Source organism: Caballeronia sp. GAWG2-1, assembly GCF_023631405.1.
GTDB lineage: Bacteria > Pseudomonadota > Gammaproteobacteria > Burkholderiales > Burkholderiaceae > Caballeronia.
The window spans coordinates 104,271-118,830 of sequence record NZ_JALQDD010000007.1; the positions used below are offsets into that span (position 1 = coordinate 104,271).

Consider the following 14,560-nt stretch of genomic DNA (forward strand, 5'->3'; position numbering starts at 1 on the left):
CGATGGACATCGCGAAAGATTCCGTGGCCTTTGACCACGCGATGCCGACGAAGGCGCAGATTGATGCCCTGTCGGTGTTGATAGCAACATTGAACGATGTTTTCAACATCACGGCGTTAGGGGGGCATCGCGAATATCAGCTTCTAGCACCCGGTAACGAGGGGCGGGCATGTCCGGGTAAGTATGGGATGCAGGTAGTCGAGGCAATGCGGGCAAAATTCGGGCTTCGCGCACCTTCAAAGTGAGATTGCCCAGCCAAGCTGTTCGTTAATGATGTAGCTTCGACGCGCAAGCTGGTCTTGAATTAGCTGGCAGCGTTGCTGTTTCGGAAGACGATTCGTCACGGGCAGCTTGGCTTTTTCCTCAAATGCGTCGAACCACTCGCTGTTGCCCATGTCCGGACCGTGTCCGTCGCTATCTGAAATGTCGAAGTAGTGGTTGTCCAGATATGAAAACCACTCTTGCGTACACGGCTGGGCGACTGGGGCGCGCGGTAGGCTCGTAGTAATGGAAAGCCATGCGAGAACGACAACGAAACAGATGCCGATGAGGATTTTCATTTGCGCTATTTAAAAATAATTGTTCATCTTTGGCTGCTTTCGGCGGCGGGGCTAGTTTCTGTGGGTTTGTTTTCCCTGCAGCGCCCGGCGGACGTCGCCATCGTGCTGGGAAACACGGTAGATGCCGATGGTAGTCCGTCAGCACGGTTGGCGGCAAGGCTTGAACGAGCTTTCCAGTGCTATCAGCAACAACAATGCAAACTCGTCTTTGTGAGTGGTGGCATTGAAGCGTCGGGTAATGACGAAGCGCTTGTCATGTATCGCTACCTTGTGCGTCGTGGCGTTCCGTCTCGCAACATCGTGATTGATCGTGCGGGAAACGACACTTGGGCTACTGCGCGTAACGCTAGCGCTTTTATGCGAAATCGAGGACTATCAAGTGCGTTAGTAGTGACGCAGTATTTTCATCTTCCAAGAACGATGCTTACGCTTAGGCGTTTTGGTGTGAGCAACGTTAGTGGTGCATATCCGCGATTCTGGGAGGCGCGGGACGCCTATTCCGTCTTGCGCGAAGTGCCAGCTCTAGTTTGGTATGTCATCCGCCCGATCTAGTATCAGTCCAGCCGGTGTCTGGCGGCACAGTTAAGCAGGTTTGCTAGCAGTCGGACTGGTTGGCGCAACCAGCCGGCGTGGCGCAAACGTGTCTTGCCCACGCTTCCATCATTGGGCGGCGCAACTCTAGCAAATCGGTTCGGTGATAAGCCGCTTCAACCTTGTTCGCAACGGTATGAGCCAGCGCGCGTTCCGCGAGGTCACGGGCGTGGCCGTTGTCGCTGGCCCGATCGCGGAAGCTGCTGTGGAATCCGTGCGCCGTGGCGATACGTCCAGGCGTGTCGCTCTTCGCACTGACGCGGCGCAGGAAGGACGTGAGAACGATATCGCTTAGAACCTTGCCGCGTGGCGAAGGGAATACAAGCATTACATGGAGCTCCTGCTCCTTCAACCGCTTGACGGGCGCCAGCGTCTGGAACGCGGACGTTGTCGTGATAAGAATCGAGCAAGGCGAACATAACGGCTGCAAAAGAAAAAGCCCTCAAACAATCAAGGGCTTGAAATTGTGGCGGAGAGGGACCGCCTGTATGCAAGCCAGCATGTTCTGACGAATTCCGCAATCCTTTATGAAAATCAAAGGGTTGTCTTCATTTCCCCAAGCGATGCACTTCACGCAACACAAGCGATCGCCATTTCTCACGCGCGATCCAACCGAATACTCATCCGCGGGGAAAAGCCGCACTCCTAAGCGTACGTCCTTGAAAAATTTAGTCAAATTCGCATCACTCGATGCTGGAAAGACTAACCATCGACGGTACTCCGCGCTAAGGTTCACGCGCTGCAACTCCCTATCAACTCAAGGAATTGAAACATGAGCATCTTCGGTGACATCGTCAACAAGATTTTCCACAAGGCAAAGCCCGCCGAGCAAGCGCCCGCAGTCGAAGCGCAACCGGTCCCGGCTGATGTCGCACAAGCCGACGTGGCGCCGGCTCCTGCCGCACTGTCCGACATCGACGTGGCCGCCGTCATGGACAGCTTGGCGCGCGAAAGCGGCCAGACGCTCAACTGGCGCGTATCGATCGTCGATCTGATGAAACTTCTGCAAGTAGACAGCAGCCTCGACCATCGCAAGCAGTTGGCCGCCGAGCTGAAGTACAGCGGCGACACCAACGACTCGGCGACGATGAACATCTGGTTGCACAAGCAACTGATGCAGGCATTGGCTGCCAATGGTGGCAAGCTGCCGTCGGATATGCTCGCTTAAACGCAAGCAAAAGACAGTCAGCAGAACAAGCCCGCTATTGGAGTCATTTCCGATAGCGGGCTTCTTTTTGGACAGACACGGGGAAAAGGAGGCGCCGTAAGAACGATGGCTACGACGGCAAGGCCAGGCCTCTAATAATGCTCGATTGAATCGCGCACATGGCAGGGCGGGGCCAACCGTGTATCCATCTCTTACGACATCCAAAAGAATAGTCGATCCTGCTCTGGTTTCGATATCGGATTAATCGTGTTTCTACAAACGTTGCACCGCCAAATTGCGGAAAAAACGTACGCTCCGTGCTACCGTTGCCGCGGCGCAGTCGCGAAAGCCTCGATCGGATCGCGCGAAGCGGCTGCTTTTTCCTCGCGTTTCCTGGCCGATGACTCCGGTCGCGCGAACGCGGCGATAGGATCGGACTGGTTTGCGGTATCGACGTGTTGTGACGTATCCGCCACTTTTCGTTTTGGTGACACCGTCTTCGCCGCATGTTGCGGCGTGCTTTGTCGCGCGCCCGCCGTACTGCTAACCCATTCTTCGCTGTAGGTCGCGAAGGCCGACGATGCACAGGTCAACGCCAGGAATCCGAATGAAACAATAAGAGCGTTAAGTGTTCGCATGATTTCGTGATTGTTTTCCAATTGGCGGATGCACCATGACGCTGCCTGGTACGTGGACATGGGCGCGTAACGGTTGAAATCGTTGCAGTGAGAAGCCCCGCGCGTGCGGGGCTGTGAGTCGCTCGACTCGATACCGCGTGCTTTTGCTCGCGGTCAAGTCGTTTAGTGAGCGATCATTGCTTGCGCAGCCTGCTCTGCGTCGAAATGCAATGCGGCGTTTGCCGCCTGTTCCTGCGCCATGAATTCACGCGCCGTCTGAACGCCCTTTTCAAAGGACGCGCGAGCCGTGTGCTCTTCGAGTGCGGCGATCAACGGCATCTGTTCTTCTGCGACGGAGTGGAGCAGGCTCAGGATGTCGCGACGCATGGTTTCCGGGTACGAGCAAAAGTGTTCGAAGCCGCCCGGCGCTGCGACGATATTGACGAGCGATGACAGCAGGCGCGCACGATTGGCGCAATGCTCGCCGATAGCCATGGAGTGGGAAGTGGTGACGCGGCCGTTGGAGTCGACGGAAACTTGCAGGTCCTTCATTATTGTGAGCCTCTTTATGGTCTGTAGGAGGTATGCATTTAAGCGACTCACGCTGCAAAAAACCTTCGGACAATTCTTAATCGTTGTGATGGAGACGATAATTAACGTTTGGTAGGTCCGATGGCGACCACGCGAGACCGTTCGCAAGTGTCGCGTCCAAGTCGCCAACAGTTAAAGATGTGTTGGCCGGAAACGCGCGTGTCAGCGCGCCGCACGAATACGCGGCGCGCGGCGCTGCTTCGCGCACGACTACTGCTTCATCGTCCCAGTGGAATTCGCGCCCTTTGCGGGCGCTTGCGTCGCATCGGGCGCCATGCCCTTCTCGCGCTGTTGCATGAGCGTGCCGCTTCCCGCTGTGCCCGACGGCACGCCGCCCTGGGCCGAGTCGTTCATGTTCTTGCCCGGCGAGACGCCCGGTTGTACCTGCTGCATTTGGGAAGGACGCTGATTCAACTGATCGCGCGACATCTCCTGCGCCAGCGTGGCGGTGCTGACTAAGGCAATGAGAGCGCCGGCAACCAATGCGGTGGATTTCATGTTTGTCTCCTTGAAGTCCGGCGCGAGATGTGCGCCGTGTGCCGACTTCGTAAGCATCGCGCGTGCCGCGTCGAAACGGCGGCTTTCTTGTCTTAAATCATTCGCAAAGACTAGGATTTATGGACGGGCAAAAGCCGCTGTTGGTTCGTTACAATTCGTGGTCCAGAAGATCTGGAACGGATCGAAATCCGTTTCAATCAACAGAATGTTACGGAGTTTTCCATGTCGATTTCCCTGAACGAATTAATGGCATGGAGCGCACGCCTGCCCGATCCATCGAGCGAAGAAGCGCGAATGCTTCAAGTCATGATTGCGCGCCGCGATAGCGAATTGCGCTTGCGCATTGCCGATCTCATCTCGAAAATAAGTGAGCGTGAAAATTGGCGCTTGCATGTGTGCGCCGCGACTGCGCGACGTGTCGAGCAAACGCCTGCCGATGGTCTGGAAGCGGTTTATCAGTTTTTCGTCGGCCGAAATGAAGGCACCATCCGTGCCGATATACCAGCGCCCGAGCCGCTTCCGGAACCGCCGGTGAATACGCCGGTTGCCGTCGAAAACGTCAGTCGTCTGTCCGCGTCCACGCACGCTGCACCACCTTCGCTGGTACATGGCGTTGCGCCTATCGAACATTTGTATCGCCACATGTCCACGCTTGAAGCCAGCGTCGCCAAGACGCCCGGCATTACATGTGGCGTACAGGGCATTCGAATCATGCGCATGGTTGCTTTAATGTCCAAGGCACGGTCCGCGCAATTAGCTAAGTTGCGCATGAGTGGAACTCAGGCAATCTACCGCCATATGTGATTAGCGTAGCCGGAAGAGTCACGGCGTTTCACGGAATTGCATTCACGGAAACGTCGCGAGTCAATCCTACGAGATACATGAGAAGCCTCGGCCTTTTCAAGGCGTCGATTGAATCTACCGACGCCTCGGCTATACTAAGTTTTACGCAGTTCAATCGTATTGAAGATTAAAGCGTCATTGAGCGATACATATTAGTGGCGTTTCAATCTTCAAGCTCGCAATTCATCGCGAAGCAATTTCAAGTCGCGAACTTCGAATACGGATCGCGTGACATCTGGCGATCGGAGCGAGGGCAGCCGGGGAGTCAATGTGAAGAGTCTGCTCAGCAGAAGAGGCACCTTACTCGATAATGCGCCATCGTTTCTCTTACGGCCAAAAGCGCCTGATTCCTTTCGAATGCACGCCCCTCAGCCGCATGACGATGACGATGACACTGGTGCCGAGCCGCCTACCGTCGCCACACCCGCTGCGCAAGCAACGCGCGTCACGCCTCTTCGGCCGATAGGCGCATCGGCGCAGCAAGTCAATTCGCAAGCGTTGCAGGCTGCTCAAATAGCTGAAGTCGAATGGCTGATTCAGCAATCATCGTTATCGACGTTTCGCGCATTTCGAAGTTTTGCGTTTTCGACCACTCTCCTGTTTTACCCGCGTGACCTGACGTACTATTCGGTACTTTTCCACGACGACGCTGTGTGGCGAGTCCTAAAAGCAGAAGATGCCGATGCCGCTGAAGCCGCGTTCCGTCACTTCGTCGAGCAAGCCATGCGACTCGCCGAAGCCGAAATGCGGCGCGCATACCTGGAAGCACAGAACGAACAGTACACACGGTTGATTGCAGAATCCGAAGCGCAAGTCGAGCGTGTGCGGGTCGATCTGCAGCGTGGCAATAGTCAGGATCAGCAAGTCGCAGCCAGGCAGCAGGAAATACGTCGCGAGCTTGCCCAACTAGAAGGCCGGCGAGTCTCGGCACAGGTGCAGCTCAGCAAACTTCAACGTCAGCTTCATCAACTCGAAACGACCTGCAACGAAGTTGTCCCGCACCTTCCGTCGCGTCGTTGAGTTGTTCCATAGTGGGGCAAAAAAAGAGTGCTGGCGGCAATAAGCTAAAATGGCGGTTTTGGCGGCTAGCTAATTTTTTCGGCATACTCGCCGCCGTGTCGCGAAATGTAGGTGCTTAGCCCGCGTCCAGTGTTAGCTAGCCGTTTCATCTCCTCGACTGTCGTACGCCCCGGCGTGCAATAGTCGTATAAATAGGTCCCGCCGTTGACGAAGCGTATTTTTATGCCGTCGTGCAGGATTTCGAAAGCCGCAATGCCCGATTTGCCCGAAAGATTTTCATAAGGCTGCATGAGTAGTTTCCCGCATGCTGGATCTGGCGCGGCCGTGTGGCCGTGTAATGCGAGTCCGACAGCGCGCGTGATCCTAAAGTATTGCCGGCGTCAGCCGTTATCGATTTCATGCAACCGCCGCGGCCGGGGCCGACAGAGTGTCATGGATAAAGATCAGATACCGTTTCTGGATTCGAGCGATCCACACTTCGAACACGCTCGTGCGTTGAGCCTGTCGGTCGGAGCCATCCGGCGTGCACAAGGCAAATGCAATCCCAACGACTTCCCCGTGGGCTCGCTCGAATGGCATTTCGCTATCGAAGACTTCGCCGGCGACGTCCTGAAGGCGCTGATGGGCGAGACCGAAGGCGTCGACGTTCAAGTCGGCGAGCGCCGCCGCGACTAGGCGGCTCGCCGAAATCCGTTCACCCGTCAGAGCTTGACGCCGCCCGCCTCGGGCGCGTCGACGCCGGATGGCGGGATCGCGCCCGTCGGACTCACATCGTCCGGCCGCGTCTCTTTGGTCCAATAAGGCTCTCGTCCGTAGTGCTGATGCACCGTGGTCGCCCAGACGCGGTCGGCCATGGAAGGCCACGCATCCTTGTCGAAACCGGGCGAGCTGCGCACTTCCTCGGCAGTCGCGGTTAGCCGAAAGCAGCGATTGTCGGTATCCAGCGTCAGCGCGCTCCAGGGAATGGCCAGCAGCTTGTTGCCGATGCCAAGAAAGCCCCCGCTCGACAGCACCGCATACGCAATACGTCCGCTGCTCACATCCAGCATGATTTCCTTCAGCGAGCCGACGTCGTGACCGTCGCTCGACAACACCGAATTTCCATCGAGCGTACTTGCGGCCATCACGTCCGGGCCAGGTCCGGCGGCGGTCGCGGCGCCTTTGCCTATGATCGTCGCGCCGCCCGAGGCGGGTTCCATCGGTTGGTTCATGATTCGCTCCTTACGCGTGAAGAACGTTGCGCGGTGTCGGTTTTCAAAGGTGCATGAGCCGCTCTTTTTCTTCAACTAAGCAGCAACGTTCGTTCCCATCGATGCCTGTTTGAATGCGCGCTAATGGCGTCTGCTAAGCTCGGGCTTCTTTTTCCCCGATGCCTCCTTAGTCCATGATCGATGTCGAGGAACTGCTTGCGGTTGCCTATAAGAAGGAACGTGAACGGAGCCGCCGGCTGTCCAAAGGCGCTTCGTTGTCCGAGCACGAAGCGCTCATTAGGACGATGACGAAAGTCGCCGGTTCGCAAAGCCTCGCCGATTTGATCGCGACCCGACGTGCAACGCAGCGGAAGTTTGCCGATGCCGTACGAATGCGCGAGGCCGAGCGTGCGAGCCGCGCGAACCGAAAACCCGTGGTCACCGATGCGCCCGCCTGGCGCGGCTGGTTCGACGGCTCCGCGCTGCCGAATCCGGGGCGCGTCGGCATTGGCGCGGTATTGCAGAGCCCGCAAGGCGAGGTCGTCGAAATCAGCGCGGAAGCGGGACGCGGCGACAGCAGCGTTGCCGAATATCGCGCGCTCATCGCGCTATTGGAAGCCGCCTTGCGCGAAGGCGCGACGGAGATCGCGATTCACGGCGACAGCCGCGTCGTGATCGACGATATGCACGCCAGCGAAGGCGCGGGCATTCGTTCCCTGACTCATTTTGCGCGCGAGGCGCGGGCGCTCATCGCCCGGATCGGCGCGGTCCGCCTCACGTGGATTCCGCGCGAACGGAATGCGAGCGCGGACGTGCTGTCGCGTCGGGCGCTCGACGGAGCGTCGATTCAAATGGACACGCACGACGCTCAGCCGAGCTCGCGCACGTCCGCTATGGCCGCGCTGCCGAACGCATCGCTCAACAAGTAGGCGATCAGCTTCTCGGACGATTGCCGCGGCGTCGCGAGCTGACCGTCGCGCTTGAGGGCATCGAAACGTTCCCGCAGCGGAAAGCGTTCGAGTCCGGTCGAGCGGATTTCAGCCTGCATGTCCGTGTCGACGACACCCGGCGCAACGCTGCAAATGCGCAGCGTGCGATCCCCGGCTTGCTCCGAATCCAGTGCGACCGCGCGCGCGTGATGATCGAGCGCGGCCTTGGTCGCGCAGTACACGCTCCAACCGGGATAGGCGTTGCGCGCCGCGCCGCTCGAAATATGCGCAATGCGTTTGTCCGCGACGTGCGCAGCCTGTGCGGCGAAGGCCGCGGCGAACATCAGCGGAGCGGCAACGTTGACGCTGACCGCGCGCGCGATGGTTGCGGCGTTCTGATCCGCGAGCGCGCCGATCGGTGCCAGCATGCCCGCATTGTTGACGAGGAGCGCCTGGTCCGCGTCGCCGATGAACGTGCGCAATGCGTCGCCTTCCAGCCAGCGGCCGAGGGCATCCAAGTCGGTCAAATCCAGTTCCACCTCTTCGAGCTTGCCGGAATAGCGCGCGGCGAGCGCGGCGTTTGTGTTGCGCGAGAGGGCGAGAAGCCGAATGTCTCGCGCGAGCAGCGTTTCGGCGAGCGCCGCGCCAAGGCCGCGCGTGTGGCCCGTTACGATTGCGATGGTGTTTTTCGACATGGGGCGTCATCCGGTTGTCCGTGAGCGCCTCGATTCTAGCGGCAAGCAACACGGGTCGCTGACTATGCTGAAGAGGGCGAAATGCGCAACCTCAATAAAGCAGAAAAAAGCGCGTTCGTTGGTTCAAGGTCACAGAGGGCTTTGCTGACGCTTTTCGACCTGACAACCTCGATTGCAGAATCGACAATCGCTCTCAGAACCAAAACGAACTATCGGAGCTCTTTATGCCAATCCGTCCGCGAAACTGCCGCGATACTTCTTCGGCCGTCGATGCTGGCCCGACGCCATCCAGCGCGCTGTTCGGCGTCCAGGCGGCAGTGGCAACCATCATCGCAGTCGTCGGGACGCCGTCGTCGGCCTGGGCGCAAAGTTCGGTGCAGCTCTATGGCGAAATCGACACCGGCGTCGCTTATGTCAGCAACGTGGGCGGGAAGTCGCAGTATCGGCTGACGAGCGGCACGATCGATGGCAGCTATTGGGGGCTGCAAGGCTCGGAGGACCTCGGCGGCGGCGCGCGCGCCATCTTCCGGCTGGAGCGCGGGTTCTCGTCGGTATCGGGAGAGGGCTTGAACGATCATCCGATGTACGTCGGACTCGGCACCGACACGCTCGGCACGGTGACGTTCGGGCATCAATACGATTCCATCCACGATTACCTCGCGCCATTCACGTTGACAGGTGGCACTGGCGGCACCGCGTTCGCCCATTTGCTCGATAACGACAACGCCAACAATTCGTACCTTGCCGCGAATTCCGTGAAGTACACGAGCGCTTCCTATGGCGGCCTGAGCTTCGGCGGGTTGTACGCGTTCTCTAATGCCGCCGGCCAGTTTGCGGAGAATCGCGCGTACAGCATCGGCGCGAACTATTCGCTCGGGTCGTTCAGCGCGGGCGCTGCCTATCTGCATAACAACGGACGCGGCGACACCACGAGCGGCGCGTACGACGCATTGGCGCTTCCCGGCGCGGCCAGCACGGTCTACTCGGCGAACGTTCAGCAGCAGAATACTTTCGGCGTGGGCGCAAACTATGAACTCGGTGCGGTCACGCTGGGCGGCGCCTTTTCACGCACCGTCAATTCTGGCGTAACCGATGCCGACACCGGCAACGTCATGCCATCGCTCGGGCTGAACAACTACGAGATCAACGGCATTTACAAGCTCACGCAGTCCATTGCGATAGCGGGCATGTATGTTTATACCAGCGGCGGCGGTGCGCACTGGCATGAGGGCGCGCTGCAGGTGGATTATCTGCTGTCGAAACGCACCGATGTTTATCTCGAATCGATTTACCAGAGATCATCGTCGCAGGCGCCAGCGGTGGTTTATGGCAATGATCCGTCGAGCGGCCGAAATCAGTTGATGTTCACGACGGGAATTCGGCATCGTTTTTAAATGTGGTGCTGCACATTTTTACGTAATTCGAACGATTATTACGCTCGTAATTGCGATGCTGTTTATGACATCGCAAAGTCTTGTTTCCCCAAAGATTCATGGCGATATGCGCAATTAAAATTGCAGCGGTTGTCGTGCAGCGCGAGATTGGCAAGAGAATGTCGTGCAATCCGCCGTTGGTCTGCCATGCAATACCGGCGCGTCGGATTTTTGTCGGCATCCGCTGCGGCAACTCGCGCAATAGCCTGTTTCTCAATTTCCGCCATGATCTGCACCGCGGATTTGCGATAATCACCCATTTTCCCGCTCGAACTCGCCTTACAGTTATTTGACTTTTTCCTGATCACCCTTTGAAGCGACGTTTCTCGCGCCGCTGATTCGCCCATCGTTGTTCAAGGATTTATCGATGATTACTCGCCCGCCCGGCACGTCTGAGACGCGCTCGTTCACCACGGTTTTTTTGATCGAGATGTGGGAGCGTTTTGGTTATTACGGCATGGCTGCGTTGCTCGTACTGTTCATGATTGACAAGATTGGTTTCGCCGACGAGCACGCCAATCTCACATGGGGCGCATTTACCGCGCTGGTTTTCTCCGCGCCGTCCATAGGCGGCTGGATTGGCGATAAAGTGCTCGGCGCGCGGCGCACGATGACGCTTGGCGCAATCGTGCTTGCGCTCGGTTATTTCATGCTGGCGCTGCCATACGACGCGCTCGGGTTCATGTATGCGTCGCTTGGCGTGATCGTCGTCGGTAATGGGCTTTTCAAGTCGAATGCGGCGAATCTCGTGCGACGTATTTACGAAGGCGATATCGCGCGTATCGACAGTGCGTTCACCATTTACTACATGGCGGTGAATATCGGCTCGACCTTTTCGATGCTCGCCACGCCGTGGATCAAAGATCACTGGGGCTGGCACGCGGCCTTTGCGGTGTGCTGCGGCGGCATGCTGCTCGGACTTCTGAATTTTGCGCTGATGCGACGCACGCTCGCGCATATCGGCTCGGCGCCCGACGAAGCGCCTTTGAACTGGAGGCGTTTGTTCGCGGTCATCGGCGGCGGCGTGATGTTGGCGCTGGCAACAGTGTTCATCCTGCAGCACAAGGCCGTGGCCGTGACGTGCGTGTATGGTGCGGGCGTCGCGATTCTCGCGATCTTCGGCTACATGCTGAGCGTGTGCGATCGTAGCGAGCGCGCGGGACTCGTCGCCGCGCTGATCCTCGTGTTTCAGGTCATCCTGTTCTTCGTGTTCTATCAGCAGATGTCGACGTCGCTCACGCTGTTCGCCCTGCGCAATGTCGATCCTTCGTTCTCCATTGCAGGCCGGCATCTCTTCAGTTGGAGCGCGGCGCAGTTTCAGGCGCTCAATCCGATCTGGATCATGCTGCTGAGTCCTATGCTCGCGCTGGCCTATACACGCCTCGGGCGTAGCGGCCGCGACATTTCCGTTGCGGCGAAGTACGCCCTTGGCTTTGTCGTCGTGGCGATTGGCTTTTTCGTCTTCGGATTGAGCGGGCGCTACGCGGTGGAAGGGCGCGTGTCGTCGTGGTTCATGGTGGCGGGGTACGGACTCTACTCGCTCGGCGAGTTGCTGGTGTCGGGCCTTGGTCTCGCGATGATCGCGCGTTACGTGCCGGCGCGCATGAGCGGCTTCATGATGGGCGCGTATTTCGTGGCGACGGGCGTGTCGCAGTATCTTGGCAGCTTGGTCGCCAATCTGGCGCGCATGCCGAACGGCAGTCTCGATGCGGTGCAGTCGTTGCCGCTCTATACGCATCTGTTCTTCGGGCTGGGATGGCTTGCGACGGCCGGCGCGGCCATCGCATTCATCTTGCTGCCATTGCTCAATAAACTTTCGCGGGAGCACCATCGAGCGTTGCAGTCTGGCGAAGAAACGCACGCCAGCGAAACACTTCTGCGTGTTTCATCGACTTGATGAAAACTCCGTTTGACGTAGCGAGCAAATTGCGTCTATAATTTAGTTCTTCAGACGCGGGGTGGAGCAGTCTGGCAGCTCGTCGGGCTCATAACCCGAAGGTCGTAGGTTCAAATCCTACCCCCGCAACCAAGTTTTAAAGCGAAGAGCCCGGTTAAAGCCGGGCTCTTCGCTTTTGCGCGTTTGTTTAGCCTTTGCGCGCCGACATCCTGATCGCAAGTCAAAACCAAAACACAAGGCCGCGTCGAAAAAAATTCTTCCCCGACAAGCACGAAAAGCCTGCATGAGCATTCACTCATGCAGGCTTTGTGCATTCTTGCCAGCCGTTGTCCGAAGGACGCACGTCGAGTGCGCATACCACCCGCGAGCTTTCGCACCGATGACCAGACGGCCACTCAAGAGCGAAACCGCGACTAATCAGACTCAGGCTATGACCGGCTATCGGGCCGCTGTACCAGACAACTCAAACGACTCCAAACAGCTTTGATGCAGGCGAGGGCTCAAGCCCCACGTCGATCAATAGAATTTCTTCGGCAATTGCGCGCGACGGATCTGCTTGCGCAGGCGAGCGACAGCAGCAGCTTTCTTGCGCTTGCGCTCGGTGGTCGGCTTTTCATACGCCATGCGCGACTTGAGTTCTTGAATCAGGCCCGTGCGCTCGACGGTACGGCGAAAACGGCGCATGGCGACGTCGAAAGGCTCATTCTCTTTCAGCAGTACTTTTGTCATTGAATTCTCGGTTGATCTGGCCCTGCCAGAATTTAGGGCAAAGCGCAATTGTACACTTTTTGAGAGCCGGCCTGCATCCTCTTTCCACACGGACATGCTTGGCCGCGGCTCGGGATGTTCATCGTAGGTCGTTGAATCGAGACGACAATCCCGGAATACCCGGGTTCGCGGAGTCAGAATCCGCGCGAGCGTGAAGGGCGCGGCGAAGGCACGATCTCACGCGCTTCGGGCTGCTCGATCACCACATCCGACGTCGCAAGCGCCACGCACGGCAGAACCCAGCGTTCGGCTTTTTCTTCCGCCGTCAGCCCTGGCCACTCTATTCGATACCGCACGTCGCCTTCGATCAGGCGGCACATGCACGCGCGGCACGTGCCGTTACGGCAGGAACTCGGCAGCGCCACGCGTGCCTTTTGCGCGGCTTCGAGCAGCGAGACGTTTTCATCGACCGGGACGACGAACCCGGCCGGCTCGACGCGCATTACGAACGCGCTCAAGTGCGCACCTCGACATTCGCGCGGCCATGGGTGAGGTCGCGTAATTCGGCGGCAGCGGTTTCGCGTGCGACGGCCGCCATCTTGACGACGAGCCGCACGCGCATGCCGTAGGCGCTTTCCACGAGTTCGGCGGCGTTCTGTTCGATCCAGCGTCGCACGCGCGCTTCATCGGCGTAATCGATGTCGATCTCGACGACTCCTTGCTCGATGCGCTCCACACGCTCGGCCAGTTGCATGGCGCTGGCGATGGCATCGGTGTAGGCGCGCACGAGCCCGCCCGCGCCGAGCTTGATGCCGCCGTAGTAGCGCACGACGGCGGCGAGCACGCCATCGACTTCGTGATGGCGCAGCACTTCGAGAATCGGGCGGCCTGCCGTGCCAGATGGCTCGCCGTCGTCGGACATGCCCGACTGGCCGCCCGCCAAGAGCGCCCAGCAGACATGCGTCGCCGATGGGTGCTCGGCGCGCAGCCGTTCGAGTTCGCGCATGGCCGCGTCGCGGTCGGCGACGGGAATCGCGAGCGCGATGAAGCGGCTTTTGCGGATATCGATTTCAGCGCTGACGGCGGAGGCGAGTGTGTAGGTCGGCAAGGCGTGCTCAACTCTTCCCGTCGATGACCGGCGCCGACGCATCGAGCGCACGTTGCATCAGCACGGAATCGACCCATCGGCCATGCTTGAAGCCGACATCGCGCAGCACGCCCACATGTCCGAAGCCGAGACGCGTATGCAGCGCAATCGACGCCGCGTTGCCGCTGTTGCCAATGACCGCGACCATCTGACGCCAAGGCCCGGCCTCGCATCGGTCGATCAGCGCGCTGAGAAGCGTGTAGCCAAGACCGCGGCCATGAAAGCCCTCGGCGATATAGATGGAGTCTTCGATCGTATGCCGATACGCCGAGCGCGCCCGATACGCCGACGCATAGGCATATCCGGCCACTTCGCCATCTATCTCGGCGACGAGATAAGGCAAGCCCGCAGCCACGATGGCCGCCTGACGCGAACGCATTTCATCGGGCGATGGCGGGACTTCCTCGAAGGTGGCGAGCGCATGGTCGACGTAATGCGCATAGATGCGCGCGATGGCGTCGAAATCGCCGGATGCGGCGTCGCGAATGATCGGCGCGGTGGCGCTCTGTGCGTTCATCGTCGTTTCTGGAGCAAAAGTGATAAGCGGATTCTCGCACGACCGGCCGAGGCAAAAAAAGGGCCTGCGGGCCGTGCGCCAACCCACCAAGCCGGCGACTTATAGGTTAAAGAAAGCGTTGAACCGGGCGGGCGCTGCCCCCTACACTTAGTCGTCTGTCCGGGACGGCGGACGGCG

At 58.8% G+C, this 14,560-nt stretch carries 21 protein-coding genes and 1 tRNA gene; 10 read left to right on the forward strand and 12 right to left on the reverse strand.

Going from position 1 to position 14,560, the window contains the following annotated elements; translation table 11 throughout:
• Positions 1–2: 2 nt before the first annotated feature.
• Positions 3–245, forward strand: a complete 243-nt coding sequence (locus NCR98_RS05295) for a peptidoglycan recognition protein family protein (RefSeq protein WP_250525686.1) — start codon at positions 3–5, stop codon at positions 243–245.
• On the opposite strand, the gene NCR98_RS05300 is transcribed toward NCR98_RS05295, so the two are convergent.
• Complete coding sequence (locus NCR98_RS05300) at positions 237–560, reverse strand: hypothetical protein (RefSeq protein WP_244827637.1); 324 nt, start codon at positions 558–560, stop codon at positions 237–239. The genes NCR98_RS05295 and NCR98_RS05300 overlap by 9 nt on opposite strands.
• Here NCR98_RS05300 and NCR98_RS05305 point away from each other — a divergent pair, their 5' ends adjacent.
• Positions 561–1,112, forward strand: a complete 552-nt coding sequence (locus tag NCR98_RS05305) for a YdcF family protein (protein WP_244827638.1) — start codon at positions 561–563, stop codon at positions 1,110–1,112.
• Between the two features lie 811 nt (positions 1,113–1,923).
• Positions 1,924–2,319: a DUF3597 domain-containing protein gene (locus NCR98_RS05310; RefSeq protein ID WP_250508865.1), complete on the forward strand. Its 396-nt coding sequence runs from the start codon at positions 1,924–1,926 to the stop codon at positions 2,317–2,319.
• Positions 2,320–2,618: 299 nt separating this feature from the next.
• Here NCR98_RS05310 and NCR98_RS05315 read toward each other — a convergent pair whose 3' ends face one another.
• The 3 genes from NCR98_RS05315 to NCR98_RS05325 form a co-directional block, all read right to left on the reverse strand.
• Entirely contained in the window at positions 2,619–2,996 is a 378-nt protein-coding gene (locus tag NCR98_RS05315) for a hypothetical protein (RefSeq protein WP_250525687.1), read from the reverse strand.
• 102 nt (positions 2,997–3,098) lie between these two features.
• Complete coding sequence (locus NCR98_RS05320; RefSeq protein WP_250464370.1) at positions 3,099–3,518, reverse strand: hypothetical protein; 420 nt, start codon at positions 3,516–3,518, stop codon at positions 3,099–3,101.
• Positions 3,519–3,716: 198 nt separating this feature from the next.
• Entirely contained in the window at positions 3,717–4,004 is a 288-nt protein-coding gene (locus tag NCR98_RS05325; protein WP_244827642.1) for a hypothetical protein, read from the reverse strand.
• Between the two features lie 336 nt (positions 4,005–4,340).
• Here NCR98_RS05325 and NCR98_RS05330 point away from each other — a divergent pair, with 336 nt between their 5' ends.
• Entirely contained in the window at positions 4,341–4,808 is a 468-nt protein-coding gene (locus NCR98_RS05330) for a hypothetical protein (protein WP_250464372.1), read from the forward strand.
• A gap of 309 nt (positions 4,809–5,117) precedes the next feature.
• Entirely contained in the window at positions 5,118–5,867 is a 750-nt protein-coding gene (locus tag NCR98_RS05335) for a DUF2968 domain-containing protein (protein ID WP_250525688.1), read from the forward strand.
• A gap of 65 nt (positions 5,868–5,932) precedes the next feature.
• On the opposite strand, the gene NCR98_RS05340 is transcribed toward NCR98_RS05335, so the two are convergent.
• Entirely contained in the window at positions 5,933–6,157 is a 225-nt protein-coding gene (locus NCR98_RS05340) for a hypothetical protein (RefSeq protein ID WP_250525689.1), read from the reverse strand.
• A 142-nt stretch (positions 6,158–6,299) separates the two neighbouring features.
• Between NCR98_RS05340 and NCR98_RS05345 the strand changes: the two genes are divergently transcribed.
• Positions 6,300–6,542, forward strand: coding sequence for a hypothetical protein (locus NCR98_RS05345; RefSeq protein WP_250464374.1), 243 nt, complete (start codon positions 6,300–6,302; stop codon positions 6,540–6,542).
• A gap of 26 nt (positions 6,543–6,568) precedes the next feature.
• Here NCR98_RS05345 and NCR98_RS05350 read toward each other — a convergent pair whose 3' ends face one another.
• Positions 6,569–7,078 carry a PRC-barrel domain-containing protein gene (locus tag NCR98_RS05350; protein WP_250464375.1) on the reverse strand — a complete coding sequence of 170 codons (510 nt, stop codon included), beginning with the start codon at positions 7,076–7,078 and terminating at the stop codon, positions 6,569–6,571.
• A gap of 173 nt (positions 7,079–7,251) precedes the next feature.
• Between NCR98_RS05350 and NCR98_RS05355 the strand changes: the two genes are divergently transcribed.
• Positions 7,252–7,986, forward strand: coding sequence for a ribonuclease HI family protein (locus tag NCR98_RS05355; RefSeq protein ID WP_250525690.1), 735 nt, complete (start codon positions 7,252–7,254; stop codon positions 7,984–7,986).
• On the opposite strand, the gene NCR98_RS05360 is transcribed toward NCR98_RS05355, so the two are convergent.
• Complete coding sequence (locus tag NCR98_RS05360) at positions 7,926–8,681, reverse strand: SDR family oxidoreductase (protein WP_250525691.1); 756 nt, start codon at positions 8,679–8,681, stop codon at positions 7,926–7,928. The two genes, NCR98_RS05355 and NCR98_RS05360, sit on opposite strands and share 61 nt — an antisense overlap.
• Positions 8,682–8,905: 224 nt before the next feature.
• Between NCR98_RS05360 and NCR98_RS05365 the strand changes: the two genes are divergently transcribed.
• The gene (locus NCR98_RS05365) at positions 8,906–10,075 is read left to right on the forward strand and encodes a porin (protein WP_250525692.1); all 1,170 of its coding nucleotides are present in this window, start codon (positions 8,906–8,908) and stop codon (positions 10,073–10,075) included.
• 62 nt (positions 10,076–10,137) lie between these two features.
• On the opposite strand, the gene NCR98_RS05370 is transcribed toward NCR98_RS05365, so the two are convergent.
• A complete protein-coding gene (locus NCR98_RS05370; protein ID WP_250525693.1) occupies positions 10,138–10,374 on the reverse strand; it encodes a hypothetical protein in 237 nt (78 codons plus the stop codon).
• 107 nt (positions 10,375–10,481) lie between these two features.
• Here NCR98_RS05370 and NCR98_RS05375 point away from each other — a divergent pair, with 107 nt between their 5' ends.
• Positions 10,482–12,011 (forward strand): peptide MFS transporter, encoded by a 1,530-nt coding sequence (locus tag NCR98_RS05375; RefSeq protein WP_250525694.1) that lies wholly within the window; start codon positions 10,482–10,484, stop codon positions 12,009–12,011.
• 55 nt (positions 12,012–12,066) lie between these two features.
• Positions 12,067–12,143 (forward strand) — tRNA-Met (locus NCR98_RS05380).
• Positions 12,144–12,527: 384 nt separating this feature from the next.
• Here NCR98_RS05380 and rpsU read toward each other — a convergent pair.
• The 4 genes from rpsU to NCR98_RS05400 all read right to left on the reverse strand — a co-directional run bounded on the left by rpsU (position 12,528) and on the right by NCR98_RS05400 (position 14,383).
• A complete protein-coding gene (gene rpsU, locus NCR98_RS05385) occupies positions 12,528–12,740 on the reverse strand; it encodes a 30S ribosomal protein S21 (RefSeq protein WP_006999077.1) in 213 nt (70 codons plus the stop codon).
• 173 nt (positions 12,741–12,913) lie between these two features.
• Entirely contained in the window at positions 12,914–13,222 is a 309-nt protein-coding gene (locus tag NCR98_RS05390; RefSeq protein ID WP_250525810.1) for a 2Fe-2S iron-sulfur cluster-binding protein, read from the reverse strand.
• A gap of 11 nt (positions 13,223–13,233) precedes the next feature.
• Positions 13,234–13,827, reverse strand: a complete 594-nt coding sequence (locus NCR98_RS05395) for an IMPACT family protein (protein WP_250525695.1) — start codon at positions 13,825–13,827, stop codon at positions 13,234–13,236.
• Between the two features lie 7 nt (positions 13,828–13,834).
• Positions 13,835–14,383, reverse strand: a complete 549-nt coding sequence (locus NCR98_RS05400) for a GNAT family N-acetyltransferase (RefSeq protein ID WP_250464381.1) — start codon at positions 14,381–14,383, stop codon at positions 13,835–13,837.
• Positions 14,384–14,560 lie beyond the last annotated feature (177 nt).

Bases quoted from the DNA above. Each gene is read 5' to 3' on its own strand.
- NCR98_RS05295 (WP_250525686.1), top strand. From the start codon at position 3: ATGGACATCGCGAAAGATTCCGTGGCCTTTGACCACGCGATGCCGACG.
- NCR98_RS05300 (WP_244827637.1), bottom strand. From the start codon at position 560: ATGAAAATCCTCATCGGCATCTGTTTCGTTGTCGTTCTCGCATGGCTT.
- NCR98_RS05310 (WP_250508865.1), top strand. From the start codon at position 1,924: ATGAGCATCTTCGGTGACATCGTCAACAAGATTTTCCACAAGGCAAAG.
- NCR98_RS05315 (WP_250525687.1), bottom strand. From the start codon at position 2,996: ATGTCCACGTACCAGGCAGCGTCATGGTGCATCCGCCAATTGGAAAAC.
- NCR98_RS05325 (WP_244827642.1), bottom strand. From the start codon at position 4,004: ATGAAATCCACCGCATTGGTTGCCGGCGCTCTCATTGCCTTAGTCAGC.
- NCR98_RS05340 (WP_250525689.1), bottom strand. From the start codon at position 6,157: ATGCAGCCTTATGAAAATCTTTCGGGCAAATCGGGCATTGCGGCTTTC.
- NCR98_RS05345 (WP_250464374.1), top strand. From the start codon at position 6,300: ATGGATAAAGATCAGATACCGTTTCTGGATTCGAGCGATCCACACTTC.
- NCR98_RS05350 (WP_250464375.1), bottom strand. From the start codon at position 7,078: ATGAACCAACCGATGGAACCCGCCTCGGGCGGCGCGACGATCATAGGC.
- NCR98_RS05355 (WP_250525690.1), top strand. From the start codon at position 7,252: ATGATCGATGTCGAGGAACTGCTTGCGGTTGCCTATAAGAAGGAACGT.
- NCR98_RS05360 (WP_250525691.1), bottom strand. From the start codon at position 8,681: ATGTCGAAAAACACCATCGCAATCGTAACGGGCCACACGCGCGGCCTT.
- NCR98_RS05365 (WP_250525692.1), top strand. From the start codon at position 8,906: ATGCCAATCCGTCCGCGAAACTGCCGCGATACTTCTTCGGCCGTCGAT.
- NCR98_RS05370 (WP_250525693.1), bottom strand. From the start codon at position 10,374: ATGGGTGATTATCGCAAATCCGCGGTGCAGATCATGGCGGAAATTGAG.
- NCR98_RS05375 (WP_250525694.1), top strand. From the start codon at position 10,482: ATGATTACTCGCCCGCCCGGCACGTCTGAGACGCGCTCGTTCACCACG.
- rpsU (WP_006999077.1), bottom strand. From the start codon at position 12,740: ATGACAAAAGTACTGCTGAAAGAGAATGAGCCTTTCGACGTCGCCATG.
- NCR98_RS05390 (WP_250525810.1), bottom strand. From the start codon at position 13,222: ATGCGCGTCGAGCCGGCCGGGTTCGTCGTCCCGGTCGATGAAAACGTC.
- NCR98_RS05400 (WP_250464381.1), bottom strand. From the start codon at position 14,383: ATGAACGCACAGAGCGCCACCGCGCCGATCATTCGCGACGCCGCATCC.